Annotated in this window: 24 protein-coding genes; 1 reads left to right on the forward strand and 23 read right to left on the reverse strand. The window is 37.8% G+C overall.

The features are described 5' to 3' along the window. Positions 1–6 precede the first annotated feature (6 nt). Positions 7–456, reverse strand: coding sequence for a MarR family winged helix-turn-helix transcriptional regulator (locus TSYNT_RS11620; protein WP_059034225.1), 450 nt, complete (start codon positions 454–456; stop codon positions 7–9). Positions 457–697: 241 nt separating this feature from the next. On the opposite strand from TSYNT_RS11620, the gene TSYNT_RS11625 reads away from it, so the two are divergent. Further along, the gene (locus TSYNT_RS11625; protein ID WP_059034227.1) at positions 698–1,360 is read left to right on the forward strand and encodes a V-type ATP synthase subunit I domain-containing protein; all 663 of its coding nucleotides are present in this window, start codon (positions 698–700) and stop codon (positions 1,358–1,360) included. An 81-nt stretch (positions 1,361–1,441) separates the two neighbouring features. Here the strand turns inward: TSYNT_RS11625 and ftsY are convergent, their stop codons facing one another. From ftsY to ruvB, 22 genes are all read right to left on the reverse strand, one after another. Next, positions 1,442–2,335, reverse strand: a complete 894-nt coding sequence (gene ftsY / locus TSYNT_RS11630) for a signal recognition particle-docking protein FtsY (protein WP_059034229.1) — start codon at positions 2,333–2,335, stop codon at positions 1,442–1,444. 36 nt (positions 2,336–2,371) lie between these two features. Beyond that, a complete protein-coding gene (gene smc, locus TSYNT_RS11635; protein WP_083497754.1) occupies positions 2,372–5,965 on the reverse strand; it encodes a chromosome segregation protein SMC in 3,594 nt (1,197 codons plus the stop codon). Between the two features lie 78 nt (positions 5,966–6,043). Then, positions 6,044–6,304, reverse strand: a complete 261-nt coding sequence (locus tag TSYNT_RS11640) for a stage V sporulation protein S (protein WP_059034234.1) — start codon at positions 6,302–6,304, stop codon at positions 6,044–6,046. Positions 6,305–6,421: 117 nt separating this feature from the next. Then, the gene (gene rnc / locus TSYNT_RS11645) at positions 6,422–7,141 is read right to left on the reverse strand and encodes a ribonuclease III (RefSeq protein ID WP_059034236.1); all 720 of its coding nucleotides are present in this window, start codon (positions 7,139–7,141) and stop codon (positions 6,422–6,424) included. Positions 7,142–7,147: 6 nt separating this feature from the next. Then, positions 7,148–8,392: a beta-ketoacyl-ACP synthase II gene (gene fabF, locus TSYNT_RS11650; RefSeq protein ID WP_059034238.1), complete on the reverse strand. Its 1,245-nt coding sequence runs from the start codon at positions 8,390–8,392 to the stop codon at positions 7,148–7,150. Between the two features lie 98 nt (positions 8,393–8,490). After that, a complete protein-coding gene (gene acpP / locus TSYNT_RS11655) occupies positions 8,491–8,730 on the reverse strand; it encodes an acyl carrier protein (RefSeq protein ID WP_059034240.1) in 240 nt (79 codons plus the stop codon). A 52-nt stretch (positions 8,731–8,782) separates the two neighbouring features. Continuing rightward, positions 8,783–9,526: a 3-oxoacyl-[acyl-carrier-protein] reductase gene (gene fabG, locus TSYNT_RS11660; protein ID WP_059034242.1), complete on the reverse strand. Its 744-nt coding sequence runs from the start codon at positions 9,524–9,526 to the stop codon at positions 8,783–8,785. 4 nt (positions 9,527–9,530) lie between these two features. After that, on the reverse strand, positions 9,531–10,466 hold the full coding sequence (gene fabD, locus TSYNT_RS11665; RefSeq protein ID WP_059034244.1) for an ACP S-malonyltransferase: 936 nt from the start codon (positions 10,464–10,466) through the stop codon (positions 9,531–9,533). A gap of 11 nt (positions 10,467–10,477) precedes the next feature. Next, positions 10,478–11,422 (reverse strand): enoyl-[acyl-carrier-protein] reductase FabK, encoded by a 945-nt coding sequence (gene fabK / locus TSYNT_RS11670; protein WP_059034245.1) that lies wholly within the window; start codon positions 11,420–11,422, stop codon positions 10,478–10,480. 35 nt (positions 11,423–11,457) lie between these two features. Next, complete coding sequence (locus TSYNT_RS11675) at positions 11,458–12,438, reverse strand: beta-ketoacyl-ACP synthase III (RefSeq protein ID WP_059034248.1); 981 nt, start codon at positions 12,436–12,438, stop codon at positions 11,458–11,460. A 4-nt stretch (positions 12,439–12,442) separates the two neighbouring features. Next, complete coding sequence (plsX, locus tag TSYNT_RS11680) at positions 12,443–13,441, reverse strand: phosphate acyltransferase PlsX (RefSeq protein WP_059034250.1); 999 nt, start codon at positions 13,439–13,441, stop codon at positions 12,443–12,445. A gap of 22 nt (positions 13,442–13,463) precedes the next feature. Next, on the reverse strand, positions 13,464–14,045 hold the full coding sequence (gene fapR / locus TSYNT_RS11685; protein ID WP_059034252.1) for a transcription factor FapR: 582 nt from the start codon (positions 14,043–14,045) through the stop codon (positions 13,464–13,466). Positions 14,046–14,205: 160 nt separating this feature from the next. Next, positions 14,206–14,529, reverse strand: coding sequence for a phasin family protein (locus tag TSYNT_RS11690; protein ID WP_059034254.1), 324 nt, complete (start codon positions 14,527–14,529; stop codon positions 14,206–14,208). A gap of 20 nt (positions 14,530–14,549) precedes the next feature. After that, positions 14,550–15,422 (reverse strand): protein translocase subunit SecF, encoded by an 873-nt coding sequence (gene secF / locus TSYNT_RS11695; protein WP_059034256.1) that lies wholly within the window; start codon positions 15,420–15,422, stop codon positions 14,550–14,552. After that, positions 15,419–16,678: a protein translocase subunit SecD gene (secD, locus tag TSYNT_RS11700; protein WP_059034258.1), complete on the reverse strand. Its 1,260-nt coding sequence runs from the start codon at positions 16,676–16,678 to the stop codon at positions 15,419–15,421. The genes secF and secD overlap by 4 nt, the downstream gene beginning before the upstream one ends. Before the next feature lie 164 nt (positions 16,679–16,842). Then, positions 16,843–16,992, reverse strand: coding sequence for a six-cysteine ranthipeptide SCIFF (gene scfA / locus TSYNT_RS11705; RefSeq protein WP_083497755.1), 150 nt, complete (start codon positions 16,990–16,992; stop codon positions 16,843–16,845). An 80-nt stretch (positions 16,993–17,072) separates the two neighbouring features. Then, on the reverse strand, positions 17,073–17,372 hold the full coding sequence (gene yajC / locus TSYNT_RS11710) for a preprotein translocase subunit YajC (protein ID WP_083497756.1): 300 nt from the start codon (positions 17,370–17,372) through the stop codon (positions 17,073–17,075). Positions 17,373–17,515: 143 nt separating this feature from the next. Then, on the reverse strand, positions 17,516–18,634 hold the full coding sequence (tgt, locus tag TSYNT_RS11715) for a tRNA guanosine(34) transglycosylase Tgt (RefSeq protein WP_059034260.1): 1,119 nt from the start codon (positions 18,632–18,634) through the stop codon (positions 17,516–17,518). Between the two features lie 4 nt (positions 18,635–18,638). After that, complete coding sequence (locus tag TSYNT_RS11720) at positions 18,639–19,265, reverse strand: transporter associated domain-containing protein (protein WP_059034262.1); 627 nt, start codon at positions 19,263–19,265, stop codon at positions 18,639–18,641. Positions 19,266–19,280: 15 nt separating this feature from the next. Continuing rightward, positions 19,281–20,306 carry a tRNA preQ1(34) S-adenosylmethionine ribosyltransferase-isomerase QueA gene (gene queA, locus TSYNT_RS11725; protein ID WP_059034371.1) on the reverse strand — a complete coding sequence of 342 codons (1,026 nt, stop codon included), beginning with the start codon at positions 20,304–20,306 and terminating at the stop codon, positions 19,281–19,283. Positions 20,307–20,341: 35 nt separating this feature from the next. Further along, a complete protein-coding gene (locus TSYNT_RS11730; protein WP_059034264.1) occupies positions 20,342–21,871 on the reverse strand; it encodes a SpoIID/LytB domain-containing protein in 1,530 nt (509 codons plus the stop codon). A 23-nt stretch (positions 21,872–21,894) separates the two neighbouring features. Next, positions 21,895–22,896, reverse strand: a complete 1,002-nt coding sequence (ruvB, locus tag TSYNT_RS11735) for a Holliday junction branch migration DNA helicase RuvB (protein ID WP_059034267.1) — start codon at positions 22,894–22,896, stop codon at positions 21,895–21,897. Between the last annotated feature and the right edge of the window lie 2 nt (positions 22,897–22,898).

Here is a 22,898-nt window from a genome sequence, read left to right on the forward strand (position 1 = left end):
AAACTATCACCTCGCATTAGCCTCAATAGGTTCTTTAAGGTTATCTCTTATTTTTTTAAAAAGTCTGTTAAGAATACTCTTTTCTTCCTCAGATAGGCCGCTGAACATTTTTTCTTCTATAGATTGTATTTCTGCATAAATGCTTTTGCAAAGTTTTCGGCCGTATTCGGTAATATATACCCGCACAATCCGCTGGTCAGCTTCATCCTGGACCCTTTTTACCAATCCTGCCTTTTCCATTCGCTTTAGCATAATGGTAACAGTAGGAGCTTTCATTTTTAAGCTACGCGCCAATTCTGCTTGACTTTGACCATCGTTTTTATAAAGTGCAAACAAAAGAGGCGGCTGTCCGGGATAAACTCCTCTTTTTTGAAACGATCTATGCGTCTTCAGATAATGCAGTCTTGCAATCTCCAAGAAGAGAGCATAGTTTGATTCAGGATCTAAACAATTCATTTGAATTTCACTCTCCAATTACTTAGACGTCTAACGAATTTGTATTCTATCACTTGAAATTAAAAAAGTCAATACTAAATATTTTACACTATCATTTTAGTTTCATAAAGGGCATTACCTTTCTATTCATCTATGAAAGATGGCGAAGGCCTTTTCAACATTGACAAAAAGAATTGAAAAGTTTATAGTACATCTATGATATATAAATAATTAAAATATAATGAAAAAAGGAGGAAAACTCATGAATAAAGAATCTAAGTCACCTATAGAAGAAGTTATTGAATTTGCAAAAAGTAAGATAGGCGAGGGCAGTAAGGATGTGAAAGAAACGCTAGAGGATGAAAAGAAGAGGATTGAGGAAATAATTGACTTTGCTAAATCTAAACTAAACGAAGCTAGTGATGATGTAAAAAGCGAGCTAAACGACATAATAAAGTATGCAGAGTCTAAACTTGGAGAACTGGAAGAAAAAGCCACGGATAAGGCTAAAGAGGCAACAGACAAGGTAAAAAAGGAAACAGAAGAAAGCAGCATAAGCGATACAATAACATCTGCAGCTAAATCAGTGGGAACAACAATTTCGAATTTCGCCAAGAAATTCGGCAAAGAGACCAGTAAAATTTCTGAAATCATAAGCATAAGATCAGAGCTGAGCTCTCTAAACAATGCAAAAAAAGAAAAAATCGCAAAGCTGGGAGAGGCTTTACTTAATGATTATAAGAGCAATCCATTAGAAAATATAAAATTGTCTGATGAGATGAAAAAAATTATAGGCGAAATATCAGAGATAGAAAGTAAAATAGAAAGCAAGAACGCCGAACTAGAAAAGATACAGAAAAAGGAAAATCTGACTTCTGACCAAATTAAAGAAATAGAAGAAATAGAGAATGAGAAAAATAAATAGCCCTTTGATTTTCCCTTGATTTTAATTTTAGAGCCACCGGCTATGCCGGTGGCTTATTTATGCAAGTTTAAGAAGCTATACTTAATTGAGTATAGCTTCTGTAAAATCCCTGGGATCGAACTCATATAAATCGTCTATTCCTTCACCTACTCCCACATACCATACGGGTATTCCAAGCTCTGAGGCAATAGCTACTGCAATTCCTCCTTTTGCCGTGCCGTCCAATTTAGTCAATATTATTCCGGAAAAATCTACGGCGTCTTTAAATATTCTCGCTTGTACTAATGCGTTTTGGCCTGTTGTAGCATCTAGCACCATAAGATTTACAAGATTTGCTTCCGGGTATTCCTTTTGGCAAACTCTGTGAAGCTTTTTTAGTTCTTCCATTAAATTCTTCTTAGTGTGAAGTCTACCAGCGGTGTCGCATATTATTATATCTGATTTTCTGGCTTTTCCGGCTTGAAGAGCATCAAAAAGAACGGAAGCCGGATCAGAACCTTCTTTATGTTTTATTACATCCACTCCCACTCTCTGGCCCCATATCTCCAGCTGCTCGATAGCTGCCGCTCTAAATGTATCTGCCGCAACTAGTAGTACTTTTTTGCCCTCATTTTTGAATTTGTAAGCCAGTTTCCCTATAGATGTGGTTTTTCCAACACCATTTACCCCTACAATCAGCATAACCGTAGGATAAATTAAGGAAGTATTTTTCTGGGGAAAAAGATTTATCATTTCTTTCTTTAAAGCTTCTTTTAGTTCTAAAGGAGTTGAGATATTTTTCGAATTCTCTTTAAGCTTCTCGATAAGCATTTGAGTCGTGTCAACGCCTATATCAGCTGAAATCAGTAACTCTTCTAACTCTTCAAGCGTTTCATCATCAATTTTCTTATTAAGTTTTAATATGCTATCGAGTTTTCCACTTAAATTTTCTCGTGTTTTACTTAAACCTTGCTTTATTTTATCAAAAAAAGCCATCTTGTCACCTCATAAATTTATTTACATATCTATAAATCATCCGACTTTTACTGCCAACAATTTAGATGTGGCATCGTCTTCCATTGTTATGCCATATAAGGCATCTGCTATTTCCATCGTGGGCTTTCTATGAGTTATTACGATAAATTGAGTATTGGCAGAAGATTTTTTTAGATAGCGCGTAAACCTTGCAATATTTGCATCGTCAAGAGCTGCCTCTATCTCATCTAAAATGCAGAAAGGTGTAGATTTTATGTTCAAAAGGGCGAAAAGCAAGGCAATAGCAGAAAGAGCTTTTTCGCCTCCTGATAATAGAGAAATATTTTGAAGCCGCTTTCCCGGAGGTTGAACATTTAGCTCTATGCCACATTCTAAAACGTTTGCATCCCCTTCAATAATCAGTTCTGCGCTTCCGCCATCAAAAAGCTCCGAAAATACCTTGTTAAATTCTCTATTGACCTTTTCTATAGTCTCTAAGAGCATAGCTTCCATATTGGAATTTATCTCATTAATTAGGCTATCTAAATCGAGTTTAGCTTTTACCAAATCGTCCCGTTGAGATTTTAGAAAATCGTATCTTGCCTTTATATTTTCGTAGTCTTCTATTGCCTTAAGGTTCACAGGTCCTAATAATTCGATTTCTCGTTTTAATGAAGACAGTCTTTCTTTTAATTTATCCGCACTCTCATAATCATATTCACCGACTTTGGGATCTGAAACATTGTATCGTTCAAACAGTTCATTCTTAATTTGTAAAAGCTCAGTGAGAATTTTTGCTTCTTCTATTTTGTTATTTTGTAAAAATTTCTCTCCTTGCGCATACTCTCTTTCTGCTTGATTTAACTTATTTTGCGCATTATTAATTTGGTGCTTTATTTCGTCCTTTTGCCGGGCTAAAGATTCTAAAAGTTTTTGAAGGTCACTGCATTGCGCATCAAAAGACTTGAGTTCCTTTTTACATGTATCAATTTCCTTATCGATGTTTAATAAAAGCTTATCATTTTCCCCGATTTTTTTCCTGTATTTATCAATTTCCGTATAACAATTATTTATTCTGTCATTGATTGCATCTAAATTTTCTTCAATATTTGTTTTTTCCTGATTATAGGAAGCCACTTTTACTTTTAGTTCGGTTACCTGCGCCGATAAATCATCTCTTAATTTGTTCAATTCTGCAAGCTCATTTTGCAATTGTTTTACGGCATCTTGGCCAGACAGATTTTGGCTGTCAACATTTTTTATTTCATTTTCAAGAAGCAAGATCTCATCCGTAATTTCTTGAATCTTTTTGTTTATCGAGAATATTTCAGCTTCCAACTGTTCCCTTCTCTTTATTCGTTCTTGAAAAATCAATTGCTTTTCTCTAAGTTCATCGTTTAAAGTTGCTATTTCAGACTCTATGGAATTAAGATGTTCGTTCTTTTCTGTTATTTGTTTTTGAGTGTCTAAGATTTTATTATTTAAAGTTATAATTATTGAATCTAATTTTTCTAATTCAAGATTTAGTTTACTGATTTTTTGCCTGTCTTCGGCCAGCTTTCTTTTTCGTGTAAGTAAAAATTTTGATTTATTTTGACTGCCGCCGGTAATAGAGCCTCCCGGACTTAAGATTTCGCCTTGAATTGTAACAATTTTTAAGCTAAAATGGCAGCGCTTGGCTGCAATCAAGGCATCTTCGAAGGTTTTTGCCACCAAGACCCTTCCTAATAGAAAAGCTAATGCGGGATAATACTTATCGTCAAACTTTATTAATTCAATCGCCGGCAATACTTTATCATCTTCTAAAACGATTTTTGACTCGTAAGGCTCCAGGAACCTGGGCTTTAGTACAGAAAGTGGCAAAAAAGTAGCGCGCCCTAATCCATGTTTTTTCAGGTATTCTATTGCATCTTTTGCACTTTCTTCATTTTCACAAATAATATCTTGCATAGCATACCCTAAAGCTGTTTCAATTGCAACTTCGTATTGTTCATCTACCGAAATTGCATCTGCTATTGTACCGTGTATTCTACTGTCGTTATAACGTTTGCTTTTTAATGCCAGCAGCAAATTTTTTACACCATATTGATAGTCTTCATAGTTATCATATATTTCTGCCAGTGTTTTTTCTTGGGTGGTCAATGTCGCTAATTCCTGCTGTTTTTTAGTCTTGGCATTGACGTTTATATTTCTATCTTCTGTAAGATTTTTTAAAATGTTTTCCAAATGCTCTATTTCTTTTTTAAGGTTAGTTTTTGTCTGTTCAAGTTGAGTCCTTCTGCTTTCAATATCAGTTATTTTATCGAGAATCTTCTTGTTTGTATTTTCTATTTCCTTGCGTTCATCCCTGATCTGTCTTAGCCTATTTTCAAAATTAGATTTTGTGCCGGTAAGATTTGATATCGTGCTTCTTTTTTCGGATATATCATTCAATAACTGCATTATACTACCTTGAAAATTGCTTATTGAATACTGAACTTCTGTTATTTTAGAATTTATCTCTGTAAGCCTATTTTCGCTTGTATTTAATTTCTCTAATGTGTCATTTATGTCATCGGCTTTTTTTGCAAGTTCGCAGGACTTCTCTTTAAATGTTTCTTTAAAAGCAGTAATAAGTGTTTCTTGGTTTCTAATATCAGAAAGTAACTTATTGTTTTCATTTAATATTCTATTTTTATCAGCGCTTAACATTTCAAAATCTTTTTGTAAGTCTTTTATTTTACCGGATACCTCATAAAAATTTTTCTGAGCCTTTTCATAATCGGATTCAATTGAGTTTTGCCTGTTTTTGTAATCGTCTAAGTTTGTTTTTAAGGATTCAATTATGCTTGAAAGTTGCAAAATCGCTTTTTCTTTTGAATCCAACTTTTCTCTTATATGCGCAAGCCGTTTTTCCCTGTCTTCCAGTTGTAATACCAATAAACTAATTTCTGTATTTGTAAGTAGTAAAGATAGCTCTTTATATTTTAAAGCAGCATCTTTTTGGACGGCCAAGGGTTTTAATTGACTTGATATTTCACTTATTATATCATCGATTCTTGATACATTATTGACCGTTTCCGCAAGTCTTGCCTCGGCTTCTTTTTTTCGCAACTTATATTTTGCGATTCCGGCGGTTTCTTCCAACATAGCTCGTCTTTCTTCCGGTCTGCAAGTAAGGATATCGTCAATTTGTCCTTGGCTTATAATTGAATAACCGTCTTTTCCAATTCCTGAGTCCATAAGTATTTCTTGAATATCTTTTAATCTGCAAGAGGTTTTATTAAGATAAAATTCGCTCTCACCGGAACGAAAAGTGCGCCGCATAAAACATATTTCGGAATAATCCAGCGGGATAAGATTGTCAGAGTTATCCAGGGTTATAGCAACTTCTGCCATACCAAGAGGCTTTCTTTTGCTGCTTCCGGCAAATATTACATCTTCTAATTTGTAGCCGCGCAGAGTTTTTATGCTTTGTTCTCCTAAAGCCCATCTTACGGCATCAACAATATTACTCTTTCCACTGCCATTTGGTCCAACTATAGCATTTATTCCCGGCTGAAATTCTAATGAAATTCGATTCGCAAAAGATTTAAAGCCTTGAAGTTCTATTCTTTTTAAATACAGAAGACATCCCTCCCTGCTTACCTTTACAATTTTACCATAAATGATTTTAGAAAAGAAACAATAAAAATTTTAAACATAAAAATACCTGCCTACAAAGACAGGTACCAGATATGATAAGATTTTCTAACGGGGCTCTACAATAAACTTTATGGCTGTTCTTTCCTCGCCGTCGATCTCGATTTCCGCAAAAGCCGGAATTGCTATAAGATCTATTCCGTTCGGCGCTACAAAGCCTCGTGCAATAGCTATGGCCTTCACTGCTTGATTTACTGCTCCGGCTCCCACCGCTTGAAGTTCGGCCACGCCTTTTTCCCTTACTACAGTTGCTAGTGCTCCTGCCACAGACTTAGGATTTGATTGTGCTGACACTTTTAGTACTTCCATTTCAGATGTCCCCCTTAATTTTCCAATGTGAGATTTATTTGATATTAATTTTAATAAGGCTACTAATTATATATTCGATGATTATTTCAGATTTCCTTCTTTTTTGCAGTATTTCTCTTAAATCTCACTAAAATTTATCTTATCAAGGGCTGCCTTTGCGGCCATTTGTTCGGCTTGTTTTTTACTTTTGCCTCCGCCTTTGCCTAAAATCTTATCTTTCCACACTACTTCTACCTGAAAAAGCTTATCATGATCCGGCCCGGATTCGCTTATTACATTATAGATTATCTTTTCATCGCCAAACTTTTGCAAAAGTTCTTGAAGGTCGGTTTTGTAGTCGAAGCCGCACTTGCCATTTACAGCCTTTTTTATGATTTCTTCTAAGTTTTTAATTATAAAATCATACGCAATTTTATATCCCTTATCGATGTAAATCGCACCAATTAAAGCTTCAAATGTATCTGCTAAAATAGAAGCTTTTTCCCGGCCGCCCGTATTCTCTTCACCCTTGCTCAAAATCAAGTACTCATTTAGCGCAAGTTGCCTTGCGATATTTGCAAGGCTTGATTCGCAAACTGTGAAAGCTCGGACTTTTGTCATTTGTCCCTCGGTCAAAAAATCATAGTTTCGATAAAGATACTCGCTTATAGCAAGTTCTAGCACTGCATCGCCAAGGAATTCGAGTCTTTGATTATTTTCCTGATGGAATTTCTCTTTTTCGTTGGCAAGAGACGGGTGGACAAACGCTTGATTTAGAATACTTATATCACTAAATTTTATACTGATTTTCTCTTCTAAAATCGTCAATTGCTGAAGCCTTTTTTCATCCATTGACATTTAAAATTATACCTCTTTATATTTTTTTACTACAACACTTGCGTTCTGTCCCCCAAAACCCATGGAGTTAGATAAAGCAACGTTTACCTGTCTTTTTATAGACTTGTTAGGCACATAATTTAGGTCGCACTCAGGGTCGGGGTTTTCATAGTTAATCGTCGGCGGTATTTCATCATTATAGACAGCTAAGGTGGCAGCAATAAATTCTATGGCACCAGCAGCACCTAATAAATGCCCGGTCATTGATTTTGTTGAACTTACGGCAAGCTCATACGCATGTTTACCAAAGGTATTTTTTATTGCCATAGTCTCAAATTTATCATTTAAAGGTGTAGAAGTTCCATGGGCATTTATATAATCCACATCTTCGGGTTTAAGGCCCGCATCTAAAATCGATGCCATCATCGCCCTTGATGCTCCTTCTCCTTCCGGAGCAGGCTGCGTTAAGTGATAGGCATCTGCAGTTGAGCCATACCCCACAATTTCACCGTAAATTCTTGCATTTCTGCTAAGGGCGCTTTCAAGGGTTTCAAGTATAACTATTCCTGCGCCTTCGCCGATTACAAAACCGTCCCTGTCTCTGTCAAAAGGTCGGCTGGCCTTTGTCGGTTCATCGTTTCTTGTTGAAAGTGCCTTCATAGATGAAAAACCTGCTAAAGAAAGCATTGTTATTGAGGCTTCAGTGCCTCCTGACACAATTATATCCGCATCTCCCCGCTGAAGTACTCGAAAGGCTTCCCCGATAGCATTTGTTCCTGAAGCACATGCAGTTACGACAGTAAAATTAGGTCCTTTTAAATTAAAAGCCATTGCAGTTTGCCCTGATGCCATATTGATTATCATCATAGGGATAAAGAAAGGACTTACGCGCCTAGGTCCTTTTTCCAGAAGAATAGTATGCTGTTCTTCCCAGGTGTTAGCTCCTCCTATGCCTGAACCTAATATAACGCCAACTCTCGTTGGATCAATCTTTGAAAGGTCAAGTTGCGCATCCTCAAATGCCATTTTGGTTGCTGCAACTGCAAATTGAGTAAATCTATCAAGCCTTTTTAGCTCTTTTCTATCGATATAATCTTCAGGATTAAAATCTCGAACTTCGCCGGCTATCTTTGACGGCAAGTCTTCAGCATTAAATGCCGTAATCTTATCTATGCCTGATTTGCCGCCTATAAGGGAATTCCAAAACTTATTTATTCCTATCCCTACAGGCGAAACTACTCCCATTCCCGTTACCACTATACGTTTGTTCATCGCAATCCTCCTATGATGGCGCTTATTATTTATTGTATATATAGTGTATATATAGAAAAATAAAGTCCCGTAAATGAAGCTACGGGACATTTCAATCTTTATGCGGAATAATTCTTTATATAATCTATGACATCTTGCACTGTTTTTATCTTTTCCGCATCTTCATCAGGTATTTCTATATCAAATTCCTCTTCAAAAGCCATTATTAGTTCAACGATATCGAGGGAGTCTGCACCCAGGTCGTCAATGAACGATGCCTCGGGAACAATTTCATCCTCGTCAACCCCTAGTTGATCTGCAATAATCTGCTTTATTCTATCGAATACTTCGCCTTCCATATAAGTTTCACCCCCCTTCACAAACACATATATATGCCGATTACTTATTCTATTATAAAGTTAAACCGCCGTCAACAGCAATAACCTGTCCCGTAATATAACTTGCATCTTCCGATGCTAGAAAAGCTGCTGTCTTGGCTACATCTTCAGGATTGCCAAGCCTTTTTAGCGGAATATTCTTGCTGATATCGCTATCTTTTTGGAGCAAGGAAAGAGTCATATCTGTTCTTATAAATCCAGGTGCAATTGCATTTACCGTAATATCGCGACTTCCAAGTTCCTTTGCAAGAGATTTAGTAAAGCCTATTATTCCGGCTTTAGCTGCTGCATAATTTGTTTGCCCGGCATTACCGTAAATACCTACAATAGATGAAATATTTATTATCCTGCCGCCTTGTTTTTGTTTTAGCATATATCTTACACATGCTTTTGACGTATTAAACACGCCCTTTAGATTTACATCTATAACTTTGTCCCATTCTTTTTCGGTCATTCTAAGAAGCAAAGCATCTTTTGTAATTCCTGCATTATTCACCAAGATATCTATTCTGCCGAATTTGTCATATATATCTTTTACCATCTTCTCTACTTGCTGAAAATCAGATACATCCGTTTTAAAGGTTTCAACTTTTGCACCCAATTTTCTTATCTCCTCAGCCGTTTGGACCGCTGCCTTTTCATCAGAAGAATAATTTAATGCTATGTCAGCACCATTTTTTGCAAACTCGATACATATACTTCTGCCAATTCCTTTTGACCCGCCCGTTACCAAACAGACTTTGCTGCTAAGATTCATTTATTCAGCCTCCAAAATAGTTAATCGTTTTTTGCAGTGATTCACTATCTCCGGCATTTAAAACAGTAACATCTTTGCTAATTTTTTTAACAAAACCGCTCAATGCTTTACCCGGTCCAACCTCTACAAAAACGTCGGCACCAAAATCCATCATTTTTCTAACGCAGTCTTCCCAAAAAACAGGAGAATATACTTGCCTTATCAAGAATTCTTTAATTGCGTTACTACTTGGTACAATTTCGGCATTTACATTTGCAACTACCGGAATTTTTGGATTTGTTATGTCTACTTTTTCAAGTTCTACAGAAAGCTTTTCGGCCGCAGGCTTCATTAAGCTGCAGTGAAACGGGGCGCTTACAGCAAGCGGTATAGCCTTTTTTGCGCCCTTCTCTTTTGCAAGCTCTATAGCTGCGCTTACTGCTTTAGCCTCGCCTGCGATTACTATTTGGCCCGGGCAATTGAAATTTGCTGCTTCAACAACACCTTCTTTAGATGCTATGCTGCAAATTTCTAATACCTCTTCTTTTGTAAGGCCTAGGATAGCAGCCATACCTCCTTCACCAAGAGGCACAGCTTCTTGCATGAATCTACCGCGTTTCTGCACTAAGGGAACTGCCTGCTCAAATTTTATTGATTCTGCTGCAACGAGTGCAGAATATTCACCTATGCTTAAACCCGCAACTATATCCGGAATTATACCATTTGCTTTAAGGATGGAAAAGCATGCCGTGCTGTGTGTTAAAATAGCAGGCTGAGTATTTACAGTCTCCTGCAATTTTTCCTCGGGACCTTCGAAACATATCTTTGATATTTTTTCGTTTAAAGCTTTATCGGCTTCATCGAAAATATGGCGTGCCTCTTTAAAATTATCATAAAGATCTTTTCCCATGCCAACATATTGGGCGCCTTGTCCGGGAAAGATAAATGCCAGTTTGTTCATTGCTAACCTCCTTATACAACATAGTCTTGGAGCTTTTTTATCAATTCTTCAGCATTAGTGATTATTTCTTGTATAATTTCGGCTACAGGCTTTATATCAGAAATTAGGCCTGCTATTTGCCCTGCCATAACAGAACCGTTTTCTACATCTCCCTCAATTACTGCAAGCCTTAATTTGCCACTTCCCAGCTCCTCTAGTTCTTCCACAGGCGCAAGATTACTTTCCATTTCTTCGAATCTATTTGTAAGCTTATTTTTCAACACTCTTACCGGGTGCCCCGTAGTCTTTCCCGTTACTGTAGTGCTCCTATCTTTAGCTTTTACAATAGCTTCTTTAAACTTTGGATGTGCAGTACATTCTGTTGAACACACAAAACGTGTACCCATCTGAACACCTTCAGCGCCAAGTGCCAATGCCGCCACAAAACCTCTAGCATCAGCTATTCCACCGGCAGCTATAACCGGTATGCTTACCGCATCTACCACTTGAGGTACGCTTACCATAGTTGTTAAATCTCCTATATGTCCGCCGCACTCCATCCCTTCCACCACCAGTGCGTCAACCCCTGTTTTTTCCAGTCTTCTGGCCAGCGCAACCGATGAAACAACTGGCATAACTTTTATGCCTGCTTCTTTTAGTCTTGGTATGTATTTCCCCGGATTTCCAGCACCGGTAGTTATTACTTGAACATTTTCTTCGATTACCAGATTCATTATTTCATCTACGAACGGCGACATAAAGTATACATTTACACCAAAAGGTTTATCAGTCAGAGCCTTTGCTTTTTTTATTTCGCCCTTTACTACTTCGGCCGGAGCGCTTCCTGCGCCGATTATACCCAGCCCGCCGGCGTTAGACACAGCCGCTGCAAGTTCTGCCGTTGCAACCCAAGCCATGCCGCCCTGAATTATTGGGTACTTGATATTTAACAGTTCACAAATTCTTGTATTAAACATTTTACTGCCTCCTAAGCATCAGACCTTTTTTCAATTTAAAGGCTCCACTCTATTAGATTTGCGCCCCACGTCAGTCCAGCTCCAAACCCTACCATAACTATTTTGTCGCCTTTTTGGATTCTTCCTGCATTTAGCGCTTCGTCTAGTGCTACAGGAATAGACGCAGATGACATATTGCCATATTTATCAAGATTTACTATTACCTGCTCCCGAGGGAATTTTAAGCGTTTTACAGCAGCATCTATTATTCGTATGTTGGCTTGATGAGGAATAATATAATTTATGTCTTCTAAGGTTAAGTCAGCTTTTGCAACAACTTTTTTTACGCTGTCTTCCAAAATCTTAACAGCAAATTTAAATACCTCGTTTCCATTCATCTTTATGTAATGTCTGTGATTTTTAACCGTTTCAAAACTGGCGGGTTCTTTAGTGCCGCCGGCGGGTAGCTCTAATAAATCGGCCCCACCTCCGTCAGCACCTAAAATGCTTGCAAGGACACCTCCGGATTCAACTTGGCTTAATACCGCAGCTCCTGCTCCATCTCCAAAAAGAACGCAGGTATTGCGGTCTTCCCAATCAGTAAATTTCGAAAGCACTTCAGCTCCTACAACAAGAGCATTGCGAAACTGTCCTGTAGCTATACATTGGGCAGCAGTAGTTACTCCATAAATAAAGCCGCTACAGCCTGCCTGCAAATCAAAAGCCGCAGCATTTTTAGCCCCAATTTTGCTTTGTATAATACATGCTGTTGACGGGAAAAATTTGTCCGGGCTTGATGAGGCTGAAATAATAAGATCGATATCTTCAAAGCTCAGCCCTGCCCTGTCTATTGCGATTTTTGCAGCTTCAGCTCCCAAGTCCGATGAGCAGACATCATCATCAGCTTTTCTTCTGTAAGAAATTCCGGTTCTTTCAACGATCCATTCATTTGATGTATTTACTATTTTTTCTAAATCAAAATTCGATAAAATACTATCCGGTAAATAGGAACCTGTTCCTATAATTCCAACTCTCATTTGACTATTCTCCTTTTTCCGTAACTGACTTTAGTCCTTCCCTGAGCTTTTCGTTAATACTTGAAATTACCGAATTATAAGCCACATTTATGCCATTTTCAATGGCTTTGCTGTCAGATGAGCCGTGGCATTTTACTAAAACTCCGTCAATGCCTAAAAACATGGCGCCGCCATATTCTGAATAATCCATACTTGAGCGAATTTTTTCTATTGCAGGCTTTAAAAGGGCGGCTCCGGCTAAATATCTGGGGCTTTTTTTGATTTCATTTTTTAACTGATGAAAAATATACATCCCGAATCCTTCAACGGTTTTTAGAAAAATGTTTCCTGTAAATCCATCACATACTACTACATCAAAATCGCCGTCAAATATATTTCGCGCCTCAATGTTTCCTTTAAAATTTACGCTGCTTATTTGTTTTAGTTCCGAATATGCCGTCTTTACTACAGAATTGCCTTTTTCTTCCTCAGTTCCGATATTTAAAAGGCCGACAGTAGGATTATACTTATTTAGTATTTCCTTAGAATAAATGCTTCCCATTACTGCAAATTGTACAAGATTTTTTGGTTTTACTTCGCTGTTTGCTCCAATATCCAGCATTAAAATCGGACCTTTAGCCGTTGGACAAAGTGTCGCGATTGCAGGTCTGTCAATTCCTTCTAATCTTCCAAGAATAAGTAAGCCGCCGGCCATTAATGCGCCGGTACTGCCTGCTGAAACCATTGCTTGGGCCTTTTTGTCTTTTAACATTTTTAAGCCCTTCACAATAGATGAATCCTTTTTTTTACGAATAGCATTAACCGGTTGCTCATCATATGTAATTACTTCTTGCGCATTCACGATTTCTATATTTTTGTCGGAATCTTTTAAATACGGTCTAATTTTCTTTTCATCGCCTACTAAAATAATTTCTATTTCAGGGTTATTTGAAGCATTTAAAGCGCCCTTTACTACTTCTTCAGGCGCCTTATCGCCCCCCATTGCATCAACTATAATCTTCAATTGCCCTAGGCGCCCCCTTCTCTTATTCTTCTGCTTCTATACTATCTTCTAATGATGCTAAGATGAATTTGCCTCTAAAAACCTCTTTTTGCTTTACATATGTTCTTACAAAAACAAACTTTTTGTTTCCGCGAACCCTTGTAACTTCTGCTTTAGCAACAAGTTTTTGGCCTGCGTATACAGGCAATTTATATTTGATGTTTGCAACCCCGGTAAGTGCCACTTTAGCATCGATAGTTGCTATTGCCAGTGAATTTGCCTGAGCAAAAATAATATCTCCTCGTATAACCTTTGTTTTTCCAAATGTCATATTGTTATTGGTTTCTAGAATCGAAATACCTCTTTTATCTAGTTCCAAATCTACTAATTCTCCAACTATTTCGCTTACATCGATAGATTTAACTTTGGCATAACTATCCTGTGCTACAGCTCTAATTCTTTCTCGAAGCTCGGGCAGCTTCAATTCCATTCGGTCCAAGCGTATTGTTTGAACGCTCACATTAAATCTTTCTGCTAATTCTTCATCATTTAAAAAAGGATCTTCGGCAATTGTTTCAAGTAAAAGTTTTTGCCTTATTTTCTTCGGCAATCCTCGTTTTGGCACTAGATCACCTCAATATTAGCTGTTTTTAGGAGTAGATGTTAATAGTATATCTTATTAAAAAATAAAAATCAATAGACTTGAATATGTGAAATTGAAAACTCAGAAAGAGAAGGCTCCGGCTTTACTGATTTTTAAGCCGGAGCCTTTAATAAAGACAAAATCACTTATTCTTTTTTTGTGATTCCATTTCTTCCTTAATTTGTGCTAATTCTTTTTCCAGTTCAGAAATTCTTTTTATAGCTTCGTCGAATTCTGTTCTTGTTACAATGTCTAAAGATGCCACAGCACTATCCACTTGCTCCTTGATTTTTTGCTTCAGTTTTTCGTTTTCTTCCTTGGCTTTTTTCATCAACGTGCCTAGTACGTCTTTTCCCTCTTCTTGAGTCATCTCACCCTTTTTCACCAGTTCAGAAATTACTTCTTCCGCTTTTTCCCTTGTAATCGTTGCAAGGCCTATGCTTGCGTAAATCATCTCTTTCAGCATTTTCCTTTCACCTCACTTATTTATGCTTTTACTGTTTTGGTCCTATCTCTAAAAATCTCCCAAAGCGGAGTTGCTATAAAAATCGAAGAATATGTTCCGCTTGCAATTCCAACAATAAGCGCTAGCGAAAAGTCTTTTATTGTTTCTCCTCCCAGTAAAAATAGGGCAGTAATCGTAATCAATGTCGTAAAAGATGTATTTATTGACCTTGCGAGGGTCTGCATGATACTCAAATTTGCAATGTCTGTAAAGGAAGCTTTCCTCATCGTCTTAAGGTTTTCTCTGATTCTATCAAAAACCACAATGGTATCATTTATTGAATAACCGACGATTGTCAGAACCACAGCTATAAAAGTGCTATCAACCGGGATATGAAAAATCGCATAAAAACTTATGATAATCAGTACATCATGAACCAAGGCTAAAACTGCTGCTACAGCTGACTTGAATTCAAATCTGAAGGTTATATAAATAAGCATTCCAATATTAGCCAAAATCAAGGCAATAATCGCTTGCTGCCTCATTTCCTTGCCGATTACTGCATCAATGGTTTCTGCTTGAATCAATTCAGTATTTGGCCATTTTTGCTTTAACGACTCCGAAATTTTATTCTGCATATCTTCTGATATTGTGGTAGTTTTTATGATTAATTCTTGTTGAGTATCTCCGCCTTTTTTAACTTCAAATTCGCGTATGTCAAGTTGTTCTAGGATACTCCTGGCGTCTGCCAATTCAAAAGACTGATGAATATCAAACTGCAGCATATTTCCGCCTGTAAAATCGATACCCCAATTAAAACCTTGGAATATCAAGAATGCAATCCCAATAATAATTACTGCAAGGGAAAGGCCAAACCATAGATACTTTTTTTCTATTATCTTATATGCCTTCATTTTTTCACCCCTTCTACGCCGAACAATAGCTTGATATTCTTGAACGAATGAACATTGATTAAATTTGCAAGAACTATTCTTGTTACTGTTACCGCTGTAAACATGCTTACTGCGATACCAATTAGTAAAGTTACTGCAAAACCCTTTATTGATCCGGCGCCAAAGTACAATAGAACAACTGCAGCTATAGCCGTAGTTACGTTTGAATCTATTATAGTTGAAAAAGCTCTGGTAAAACCTGCGGTAAGTGACGCTCTCAAGGTTTTGCCATTGCGAAGCTCTTCTTTCATTCGTTCGAATATAAGCACATTGGCATCAACCGCCATGCCAATTGATAGTATGAATCCTGCAATACCCGGAAGTGTGAGCGTCGCTCCAATAGCTGAAAAAATATTTAATACCAGCATTATGTAAATCAGTAATGCAAAATCTGCTACTAGTCCTGGCAGTCTGTAGTATATGAGCATAAAGAGTAAAACAATTATAACACCGATTACACCGGCTCTTAAGCTCTTGTTTAATGAATCAGAACCTAGTGTTGGACCTACCGTCATAACTTGCCGCTGTTCAAGATCAACAGGTAAAGCGCCTGCGCGAATAAGTGCTGCAAGTTCCGCTGCTTTTTCAATACTTTCAAGGTTTGTAATAACTGCTTCGCCGTTTGCAATAACATCTTGCACTACCGGAGCTGATATTACTTCGTTATCAAGAACTATTGCAATAGGTTTACCTAAATATTCTTTTGTAGCTTCAGCAAATTTTTTTGCACCTTCTGCATCGAATTTCAGGCTTACCATCGGCTCATTTTGCTGACCGTATACCGCTTTTGCATCCTGCACATCATCGCCTGTTAAAATAACTTTGCTGTCAGGTCCTACAAACTGCAACGATGCTGTTTTGCCGATAATCTCTAGTGCCTTTTTAGAATCCTCTACTCCCGGAAGCTCAACTAAAATTCTATTGCTTCCCTGTCTTACTATTAAGGGCTCGGCTACCCCTAATTGATCCACCCTGCTTCTGATGACTTTTTCTGCCCCTGCCATCTTTTCATCTGTTATCTTTTCGCCGGGCTTCGGCTTTGCTTCAAGAAGTACTGACACTCCTCCGCGTAAATCAAGGCCTAATTTAATTGAGTCTTTAATAGGAAGCACTTTGTAGTCCCCTATTTGAAAACCAACCAAGGTTGCATAGCCCAAAATAGCTGCTGCAATAACTATAGCAATTATTTTGATAAGGCTTTTTGTCTGTGAGTTCATACTAAGTCCCTTCTTCCATTCCTCTAAGTACATTTTTTATTATATTTCAATTTAACACCTTGTCAAGTGAACTACTCACCACTTACTCATTCATTCATTGAAATGGGAGCGTCTTGGTTAAAAAAGCTAAATTTTTAAACACAAAAATAGGGCCTTCCGGGCCCCTACTTTTCTTTAGAACATACTTGATTGGCTACCGTGCATGAAGTCTTGCATGCAGATTGGCAAGATGATTTGCACTTGCCGCAGCCTCTATGGGCAAGGCTATCTTTGCTGTTTAAACAGCCCTTATACAAAGGCGTAATATGTTTCACTTTAAAAGCCCTCCTTCCATTTACCGTCAATTTTAAAACATTATATCATACAACTTTAGAATTTTAAAGGAGGTATAGTTTTATCGCTCTTCCTCGGCACTGTTGCCGTTCTTTTTCCTGATTACATTTCCAATAGCAGACCTGGAAACCTTAATCTTAATTTTATCGCCTACATCAAGGGTCACGACATCATCTTTTATGTTAAGAACTTTACCATATATGCCGCCTACTGTTATTACTTCATCACCTTCTTTTAAATTCGAAAGCATATTTCTGCGATCTTTTTCACGTTTTTGCTGTGGCCTAATTATCATGAAATAAAAGATTGCAAAAATAATTATGATAGGACCAAACTGCTGCATAAATGTTGCTGGATTCACTTTATCTCATCCTTCCTTTCAAAATATATTTCTCATATTTATTAAGTTCTATGTTAAAACAAGAAATCCTTTAAATATAATATAATTTATATTATTTTATTTTTGATTTTAATGATAAGTTTCATTAATAAGGATGTAAATATTTACATTATATTCGGGATGCCAAAATCAGCAAAGAATTCATCTTTCAGTTCTAATAAATAATCACCCTCAATAGCTTTTTGTATCTTTTGCATAAGATTTATCAGAAAGTAAAGATTGTGGTAAGTTGTAAGCCTGAGACCTAAAATTTCGTTAGCACTTATTAAGTGGCGAATATAAGCGCGGCTAAAGTTCCTACATACATAACAATCGCAGGTTGGGTCTAGCGGCCCAAAGTCTCTAGCATATGCAGCGTTGCGGACTACTAATTTTCCTTTTTTTGTAAAAACAGTGCCATGTCTTGCAATGCGTGTCGGTAAAACACAGTCGAACATATCAATACCTCGTATTACTCCCTCAAAAAGATCTTGAGGGGTCCCAACACCCATTAAATACCGCGGCCTTTCATCCGGTAAAAGAGGGACGGTAAAATCCAGCATCTCATACATCATCTTTTTGGGCTCTCCTACACTTAAGCCGCCTATTGCATATCCCTCAAAGTCTAAGGATGTGATATCTTGCGCACTTTTTTTTCTAAGCTCTTTATACACTCCGCCTTGGACAATTCCAAAAAGCGTCTGCGTCTCGGTGTTTTTATGGGCTTTTTTACATCTTTCGGCCCACCTTGTGGTTCTTTCTACGGACCGCAAAACATACTCATATGTGGCAGGATAAGGTATGCATTCATCAAAGGCCATCATTATATCGCTGCCTAGGGCATTTTGTATTTCCATTGAGGTCTCAGGGCCTATAAAATGTAAGGAACCATCTATATGAGACCTGAAAGTTACTCCCTCTTCCTTTATTTCTCTAAGTTCTCCTAAGCTAAATACTTGAAAGCCTCCGCTATCAGTTAAAATAGAACCATTCCAATTCATGAATTTGTGCAAACCGCCGGCTTCTCTAATAAGCTCATGTCCCGGTCTTAAATAAAGGTGGTAGGTATTACCTAAAATTATTTTTGCTCCAATTTCTTCAAGTTCATCAGGTGTCATAGTTTTTACTGTGGCCTGAGTGCCAACAGGCATGAATATTGGAGTTGAAAAGCTGTTATGGCATGTTTCAAGCCTTCCAAGCCTTGCAGATGTATTTGAAGATTTTTTTACAACATCAAACTTCATAATTTTATTCATCCTTTTCGTCACACTTTACTACTTTTAACTCTCTGATAAGTTCTCCGTCCATAGACAGTATTGTAATTTCCGCATCGTTGACTCTTATACTTTTTCCCTCAGATAGTCCGCATTGCCCTTCTTTACAAAGTTTTACGACTAAGCCTCCAATTGTGTTTGCAATATTTTCAGGAATATTAGTGTGCAATTTTTTATTTAAATCTCCAATCAGCATAGCCGGATTAACAATATTTGCATCAATAAAAAAAGTCTTTGCCGGTTCAAAATGCTTATTTATATAAAACAACCCACCTACGGCAAGTATGCCCAAAACTATATCCAGCATATTTTTGGAATCAATTAACATTTTGCGGGCAATAGCGTATAATAAAACTTCGATAACACTAGCCGGTGTATGTTTTATCAGCATTACGGCAAGTTCCAGCCCTATTACCAATGCAAGTATATGTCCTAAAAACGCCTGTACTATGGGGAAGCTTTCTGTAGGCGGAGTTTCATATATTATTTTAAGGTACCGCAAAATATCGACTGATCCAACTATAACACCTAAGATTACGAAAAAAGCCAAAACAGATTCTAAAATAATTATAGTTTTTGCAATTCGAGAAGAAATTTTCATTGGCCGCACCTTTCATTATATTATGAGCATTGCATCGCCAAAACTAAAAAATCTGTATTTCTCTCTTATAGCTTCTTCATAGGCCTTAAATACCTTTTCTTTCCCTGCAAAAGCGCTAACCAGCATTATAAGTGTGGATTTAGGGAGATGAAAATTGGTTATAAGTGCATCTACAACTTTAAACTTGTATCCGGGATAAATGAATATATCAGACCATCCGTTTCCGGGTTTTACCATACCGTTCTCGTCTCCAATAGTCTCTAATGTCCTTGTAGAAGTAGTGCCTACTGCAATAACTCTTTTACCGGTCTCCTTTGTCCGGCAAATGGTTTCGGCAGCCTCGGGGCTTACTTCGTAATACTCGGAGTGCATTTTATGCTCTTCAACATTTTCAACTTTTACAGGCCTAAATGTTCCAAGCCCTACATGAAGCGTTATAAAGACTATTGATACGCCTTTTGCCCTTAGTTTATTTAACAGCTCCTCGGTAAAATGAAGGCCTGCTGTAGGCGCGGCTGCTGAACCAGGTATTTGTGCATATACGGTTTGGTAGCGATCTTTATCTTCTAATTTCTTTTTAATATAAGGAGGAGTAGGCATTTGTCCCAGTTTATCTAAAATCTCTTCAAAAGAGCCCTCGTAAAAAAATTGCATCAATCTGCCGCCATAATCAGTGTTATCCAAGACTTTAGCAGTAAGCTGACCATTACCAAAGACAATTTCTTCTCCTTTGCGTGCTTTGCTGCCGGGCTTAACCAAGGCTTCCCATACATCGTTTTCAATAGGCTTTAACAGGACTACCTCAATTCTACCCCCTGTCCTTTGACGGCGCCCAATCAATCTAGCCGGTATTACCTTAGTGTTATTTAAGACCAAGCAGTCACCTTTTTGCAAATAATCAATGACATCCTCAAAGATTTTATGTTCAATTTCTCCTGTTGATTTATTCAGCACAAGGAGTCTGGATTTTGAGCGATTTTCTATAGGTTCTTGAGCTATTAATTCTTCAGGTAAATCAAAATCAAATTCTTCTAATTTCATTTTTTGCATCTGCATCTTCTTTCAAAAACAAGAGTTTATGGTGTAATCTCAACACCAGTATAATAATGGTATAAAATTTCAGTATAACTGTAGCCATTTTCAGCCATTGCTTTGGCGCCCCACTGGCTCATTCCTACTCCATGGCCACAGCCATGGCCGGATATGACATATATATCATCAGACGTATTTGGTGTATTATAACTGCTGGTTATTTTTTTTGCTATACCTTCCGCCGAAATGACTGCACAATCGCCTTTTGTGTGGTTTATACCCTGTTGGCTTAAGATATTTATGCCAGATAACCGAATATTTTTCTTTGAGCCGTCTCCTGAGAGCACGGCAAGCCCGAGGTTCGCAGCCGGTACTGCTGTCTGATCTTGCGCTATATCAAGATAATTGCTCTTTAATTGAAGCAGGTTTCTGATGTCATCTGAGCTGAGCAAAGTCTCTCCCTTTGTGCCCTTTAAAAGCAGCTTTTTTGCTCTTCCCGCCAAAGTGGTTTCGGCAATTATAATTTCTTTGATGTCGCCAATGGAACTTGATGCATAGGTATTGTATCTTTTGCTTAACTCATCTAGTGATATCTGCCAAGTTTCGTAAGGAGATTGAGAAGGAACTATATCGTCCACCGGCTGCAAATAAGGTAGATCTATTCCAAAAACATCTTTGCACGCCTCTGTTCTGCCGCCACTGTCAGCATGATAAAAAGCAGTTATGGGTTTGCCATCATATAAAAGGATTTGTCCGCTGGTTTGGTCAACTGCCTGATTGGTCTTTGCAGTCTCCTCGCTAAACCCTCCATATACTTGATCAGAAGAACCGGCACTTACATCAAAGCCATAGTTTTGCCATTTTCCCAAATTTGCAACTGCATAGGTCCTGGCTGCTACTGTTTGTGCTTTCAGGGCTTCTATATCCCAATTTGAAGGCATTTCGCAAGGTACAACTCCATATAGATATTCGTCTAACCCTAACTCATTTACAACTTGAATTAAATTTCCAGAAGTTGTCATCTCAAGCATCCCACGATATCTTCTACCTTCTATGGATATAGGAGTCTTTAGATCTGAACCGGCAAAAAAGACTGGGCTCTCGGCTGAAACAGGAAGTATAACCGCCGGATATTTAGAATCGCCTTTAATCATTATTAAATCAGAGGCTGCATTACTATTATTTGAATTGTTATCAACCCATACAGACCAATTGTTATCAAAGAATAAGTAGCACTTTGTTCCCCTGTTTATAAGTTTTGTTGCATATTCTGCCGCAGTTTCCATATCGCTAATACCACTTTTTTCCGGAGTAAAATTTGAGGAACTAGCGCTGCAAACCTCTAATAACTTATCAGAAAAACTCACTACTGTAAAGGGGTTTTTATTCTGTATCCTTCCTACTACAAATCCTACATCAGAAGAGAGCTCGTAAGAATTTCTGCTGCTGTTTCCGTAATAAAGTCCCACTTTTATTTTGTTCGGAATGGTTATATTTGCTTCAGACCCTTGAGTAGGAGTATTTACGCTAAAAATAAATGTAAATGCAATAAATAATACAAACCACCGTTTCATTTTATTTCCAGGCCTCCTGACAATCAATCACTTCGTTTTCTACCTAAACATTCATATGCCTTATCTGAGGCTATCCTACCCCTTGCCGTTCTGAATATGTAACCTTCTTGTACAAGATAAGGCTCGTAGATATCTTCAATTGTGGAAATATCCTCATTGAGCGCAGCAGCAATAGATTCAATGCCAGCAGGACCGCCGTCAAATTTTTCAATTAGTGTAATCAGCAGTCTGCGATCATTCCTGTCAAGTCCGTTGATATCAATTTCTAAAAGCCTCAATCCTTCTTTAGCAATATCCACTGTAATTTTTCCATCTCCTCTAACCTGAGCAAAGTCTCTAATCCGTTTTAGCAATCTGTTTGCAAGGCGAGGAGTCCCTCTAGAGCATAATGCTATACGCTCTGCAGATTCATCATCTATATCCACCTTCAAAAGTGCAGCTGACCTTTTTATAATCTCTACCAGTTCCGGTATTTTATAAAAATCCAAATGCAGGCTTACGCCAAAACGGTCTCTTAGAGGAGATGTTAATTGCCCTGCTTTTGTAGTAGCTCCAACTAAAGTAAATGGACTTAAATCAAGTCTCATGGATCTTGCGCTAGGCCCTTTTCCTATCATGATGTCTAAGGCAAAGTCTTCCATGGCCGGATATAATATCTCCTCAACGCTTGGATGCAATCGGTGGATTTCATCAATAAAAAGCAGATCCCTTTCTCCAAGGTTTGTAAGGATTGCAGCCAGATCTCCTGCTCGCTCTATTGCCGGCCCAGACGTTATCCTTATATTCACGCCTAGCTCTCTTGCGATAATATAGGCAAGGGTCGTCTTGCCAAGGCCTGGCGGTCCAAATAGCAAAACATGGTCCAGGGCTTCTCTGCGCATCAGAGCTGCTTCAATAAATACTTTAAGGTTCTCTTTTACGCGCTCCTGCCCGATGTATTCGTCAAAAGTTAAAGGCCTTATACTTTTTTCATATTCGATTTCTTCATCATTTTTTATAGACGGAGCAACAATTCTATCATTCAAAG

It is taken from the genome of Tepidanaerobacter syntrophicus (genome assembly GCF_001485475.2).
Lineage (GTDB): Bacteria > Bacillota > Thermosediminibacteria > Thermosediminibacterales > Tepidanaerobacteraceae > Tepidanaerobacter > Tepidanaerobacter syntrophicus.

Excerpts from the sequence above, each read along its gene's own strand:
- TSYNT_RS11620 (WP_059034225.1), bottom strand. The coding sequence starts at position 456 with ATGAATTGTTTAGATCCTGAATCAAACTATGCTCTCTTCTTGGAGATT.
- secD (WP_059034258.1), bottom strand. The coding sequence starts at position 16,678 with ATGAACTCACAGACAAAAAGCCTTATCAAAATAATTGCTATAGTTATT.
- rnc (WP_059034236.1), bottom strand. The coding sequence starts at position 7,141 with ATGTCAATGGATGAAAAAAGGCTTCAGCAATTGACGATTTTAGAAGAG.
- TSYNT_RS11640 (WP_059034234.1), bottom strand. The coding sequence starts at position 6,304 with ATGGAAGTACTAAAAGTGTCAGCACAATCAAATCCTAAGTCTGTGGCA.
- TSYNT_RS11675 (WP_059034248.1), bottom strand. The coding sequence starts at position 12,438 with ATGAGAGTTGGAATTATAGGAACAGGTTCCTATTTACCGGATAGTATT.
- TSYNT_RS11730 (WP_059034264.1), bottom strand. The coding sequence starts at position 21,871 with ATGAAACGGTGGTTTGTATTATTTATTGCATTTACATTTATTTTTAGC.
- TSYNT_RS11720 (WP_059034262.1), bottom strand. The coding sequence starts at position 19,265 with ATGAAAATTTCTTCTCGAATTGCAAAAACTATAATTATTTTAGAATCT.
- acpP (WP_059034240.1), bottom strand. The coding sequence starts at position 8,730 with ATGGAAGGCGAAGTATTCGATAGAATAAAGCAGATTATTGCAGATCAA.
- tgt (WP_059034260.1), bottom strand. The coding sequence starts at position 18,634 with ATGAAGTTTGATGTTGTAAAAAAATCTTCAAATACATCTGCAAGGCTT.
- TSYNT_RS11690 (WP_059034254.1), bottom strand. The coding sequence starts at position 14,529 with ATGCTGAAAGAGATGATTTACGCAAGCATAGGCCTTGCAACGATTACA.
- fabG (WP_059034242.1), bottom strand. The coding sequence starts at position 9,526 with ATGAATCTTAGCAGCAAAGTCTGTTTGGTAACGGGCGGGTCAAAAGGA.
- ftsY (WP_059034229.1), bottom strand. The coding sequence starts at position 2,335 with ATGGCTTTTTTTGATAAAATAAAGCAAGGTTTAAGTAAAACACGAGAA.
- fabD (WP_059034244.1), bottom strand. The coding sequence starts at position 10,466 with ATGAACAAACTGGCATTTATCTTTCCCGGACAAGGCGCCCAATATGTT.
- fabF (WP_059034238.1), bottom strand. The coding sequence starts at position 8,392 with ATGAACAAACGTATAGTGGTAACGGGAATGGGAGTAGTTTCGCCTGTA.
- TSYNT_RS11625 (WP_059034227.1), top strand. The coding sequence starts at position 698 with ATGAATAAAGAATCTAAGTCACCTATAGAAGAAGTTATTGAATTTGCA.
- secF (WP_059034256.1), bottom strand. The coding sequence starts at position 15,422 with ATGAAGGCATATAAGATAATAGAAAAAAAGTATCTATGGTTTGGCCTT.
- queA (WP_059034371.1), bottom strand. The coding sequence starts at position 20,306 with ATGAAATTAGAAGAATTTGATTTTGATTTACCTGAAGAATTAATAGCT.
- fabK (WP_059034245.1), bottom strand. The coding sequence starts at position 11,422 with ATGTTTAATACAAGAATTTGTGAACTGTTAAATATCAAGTACCCAATA.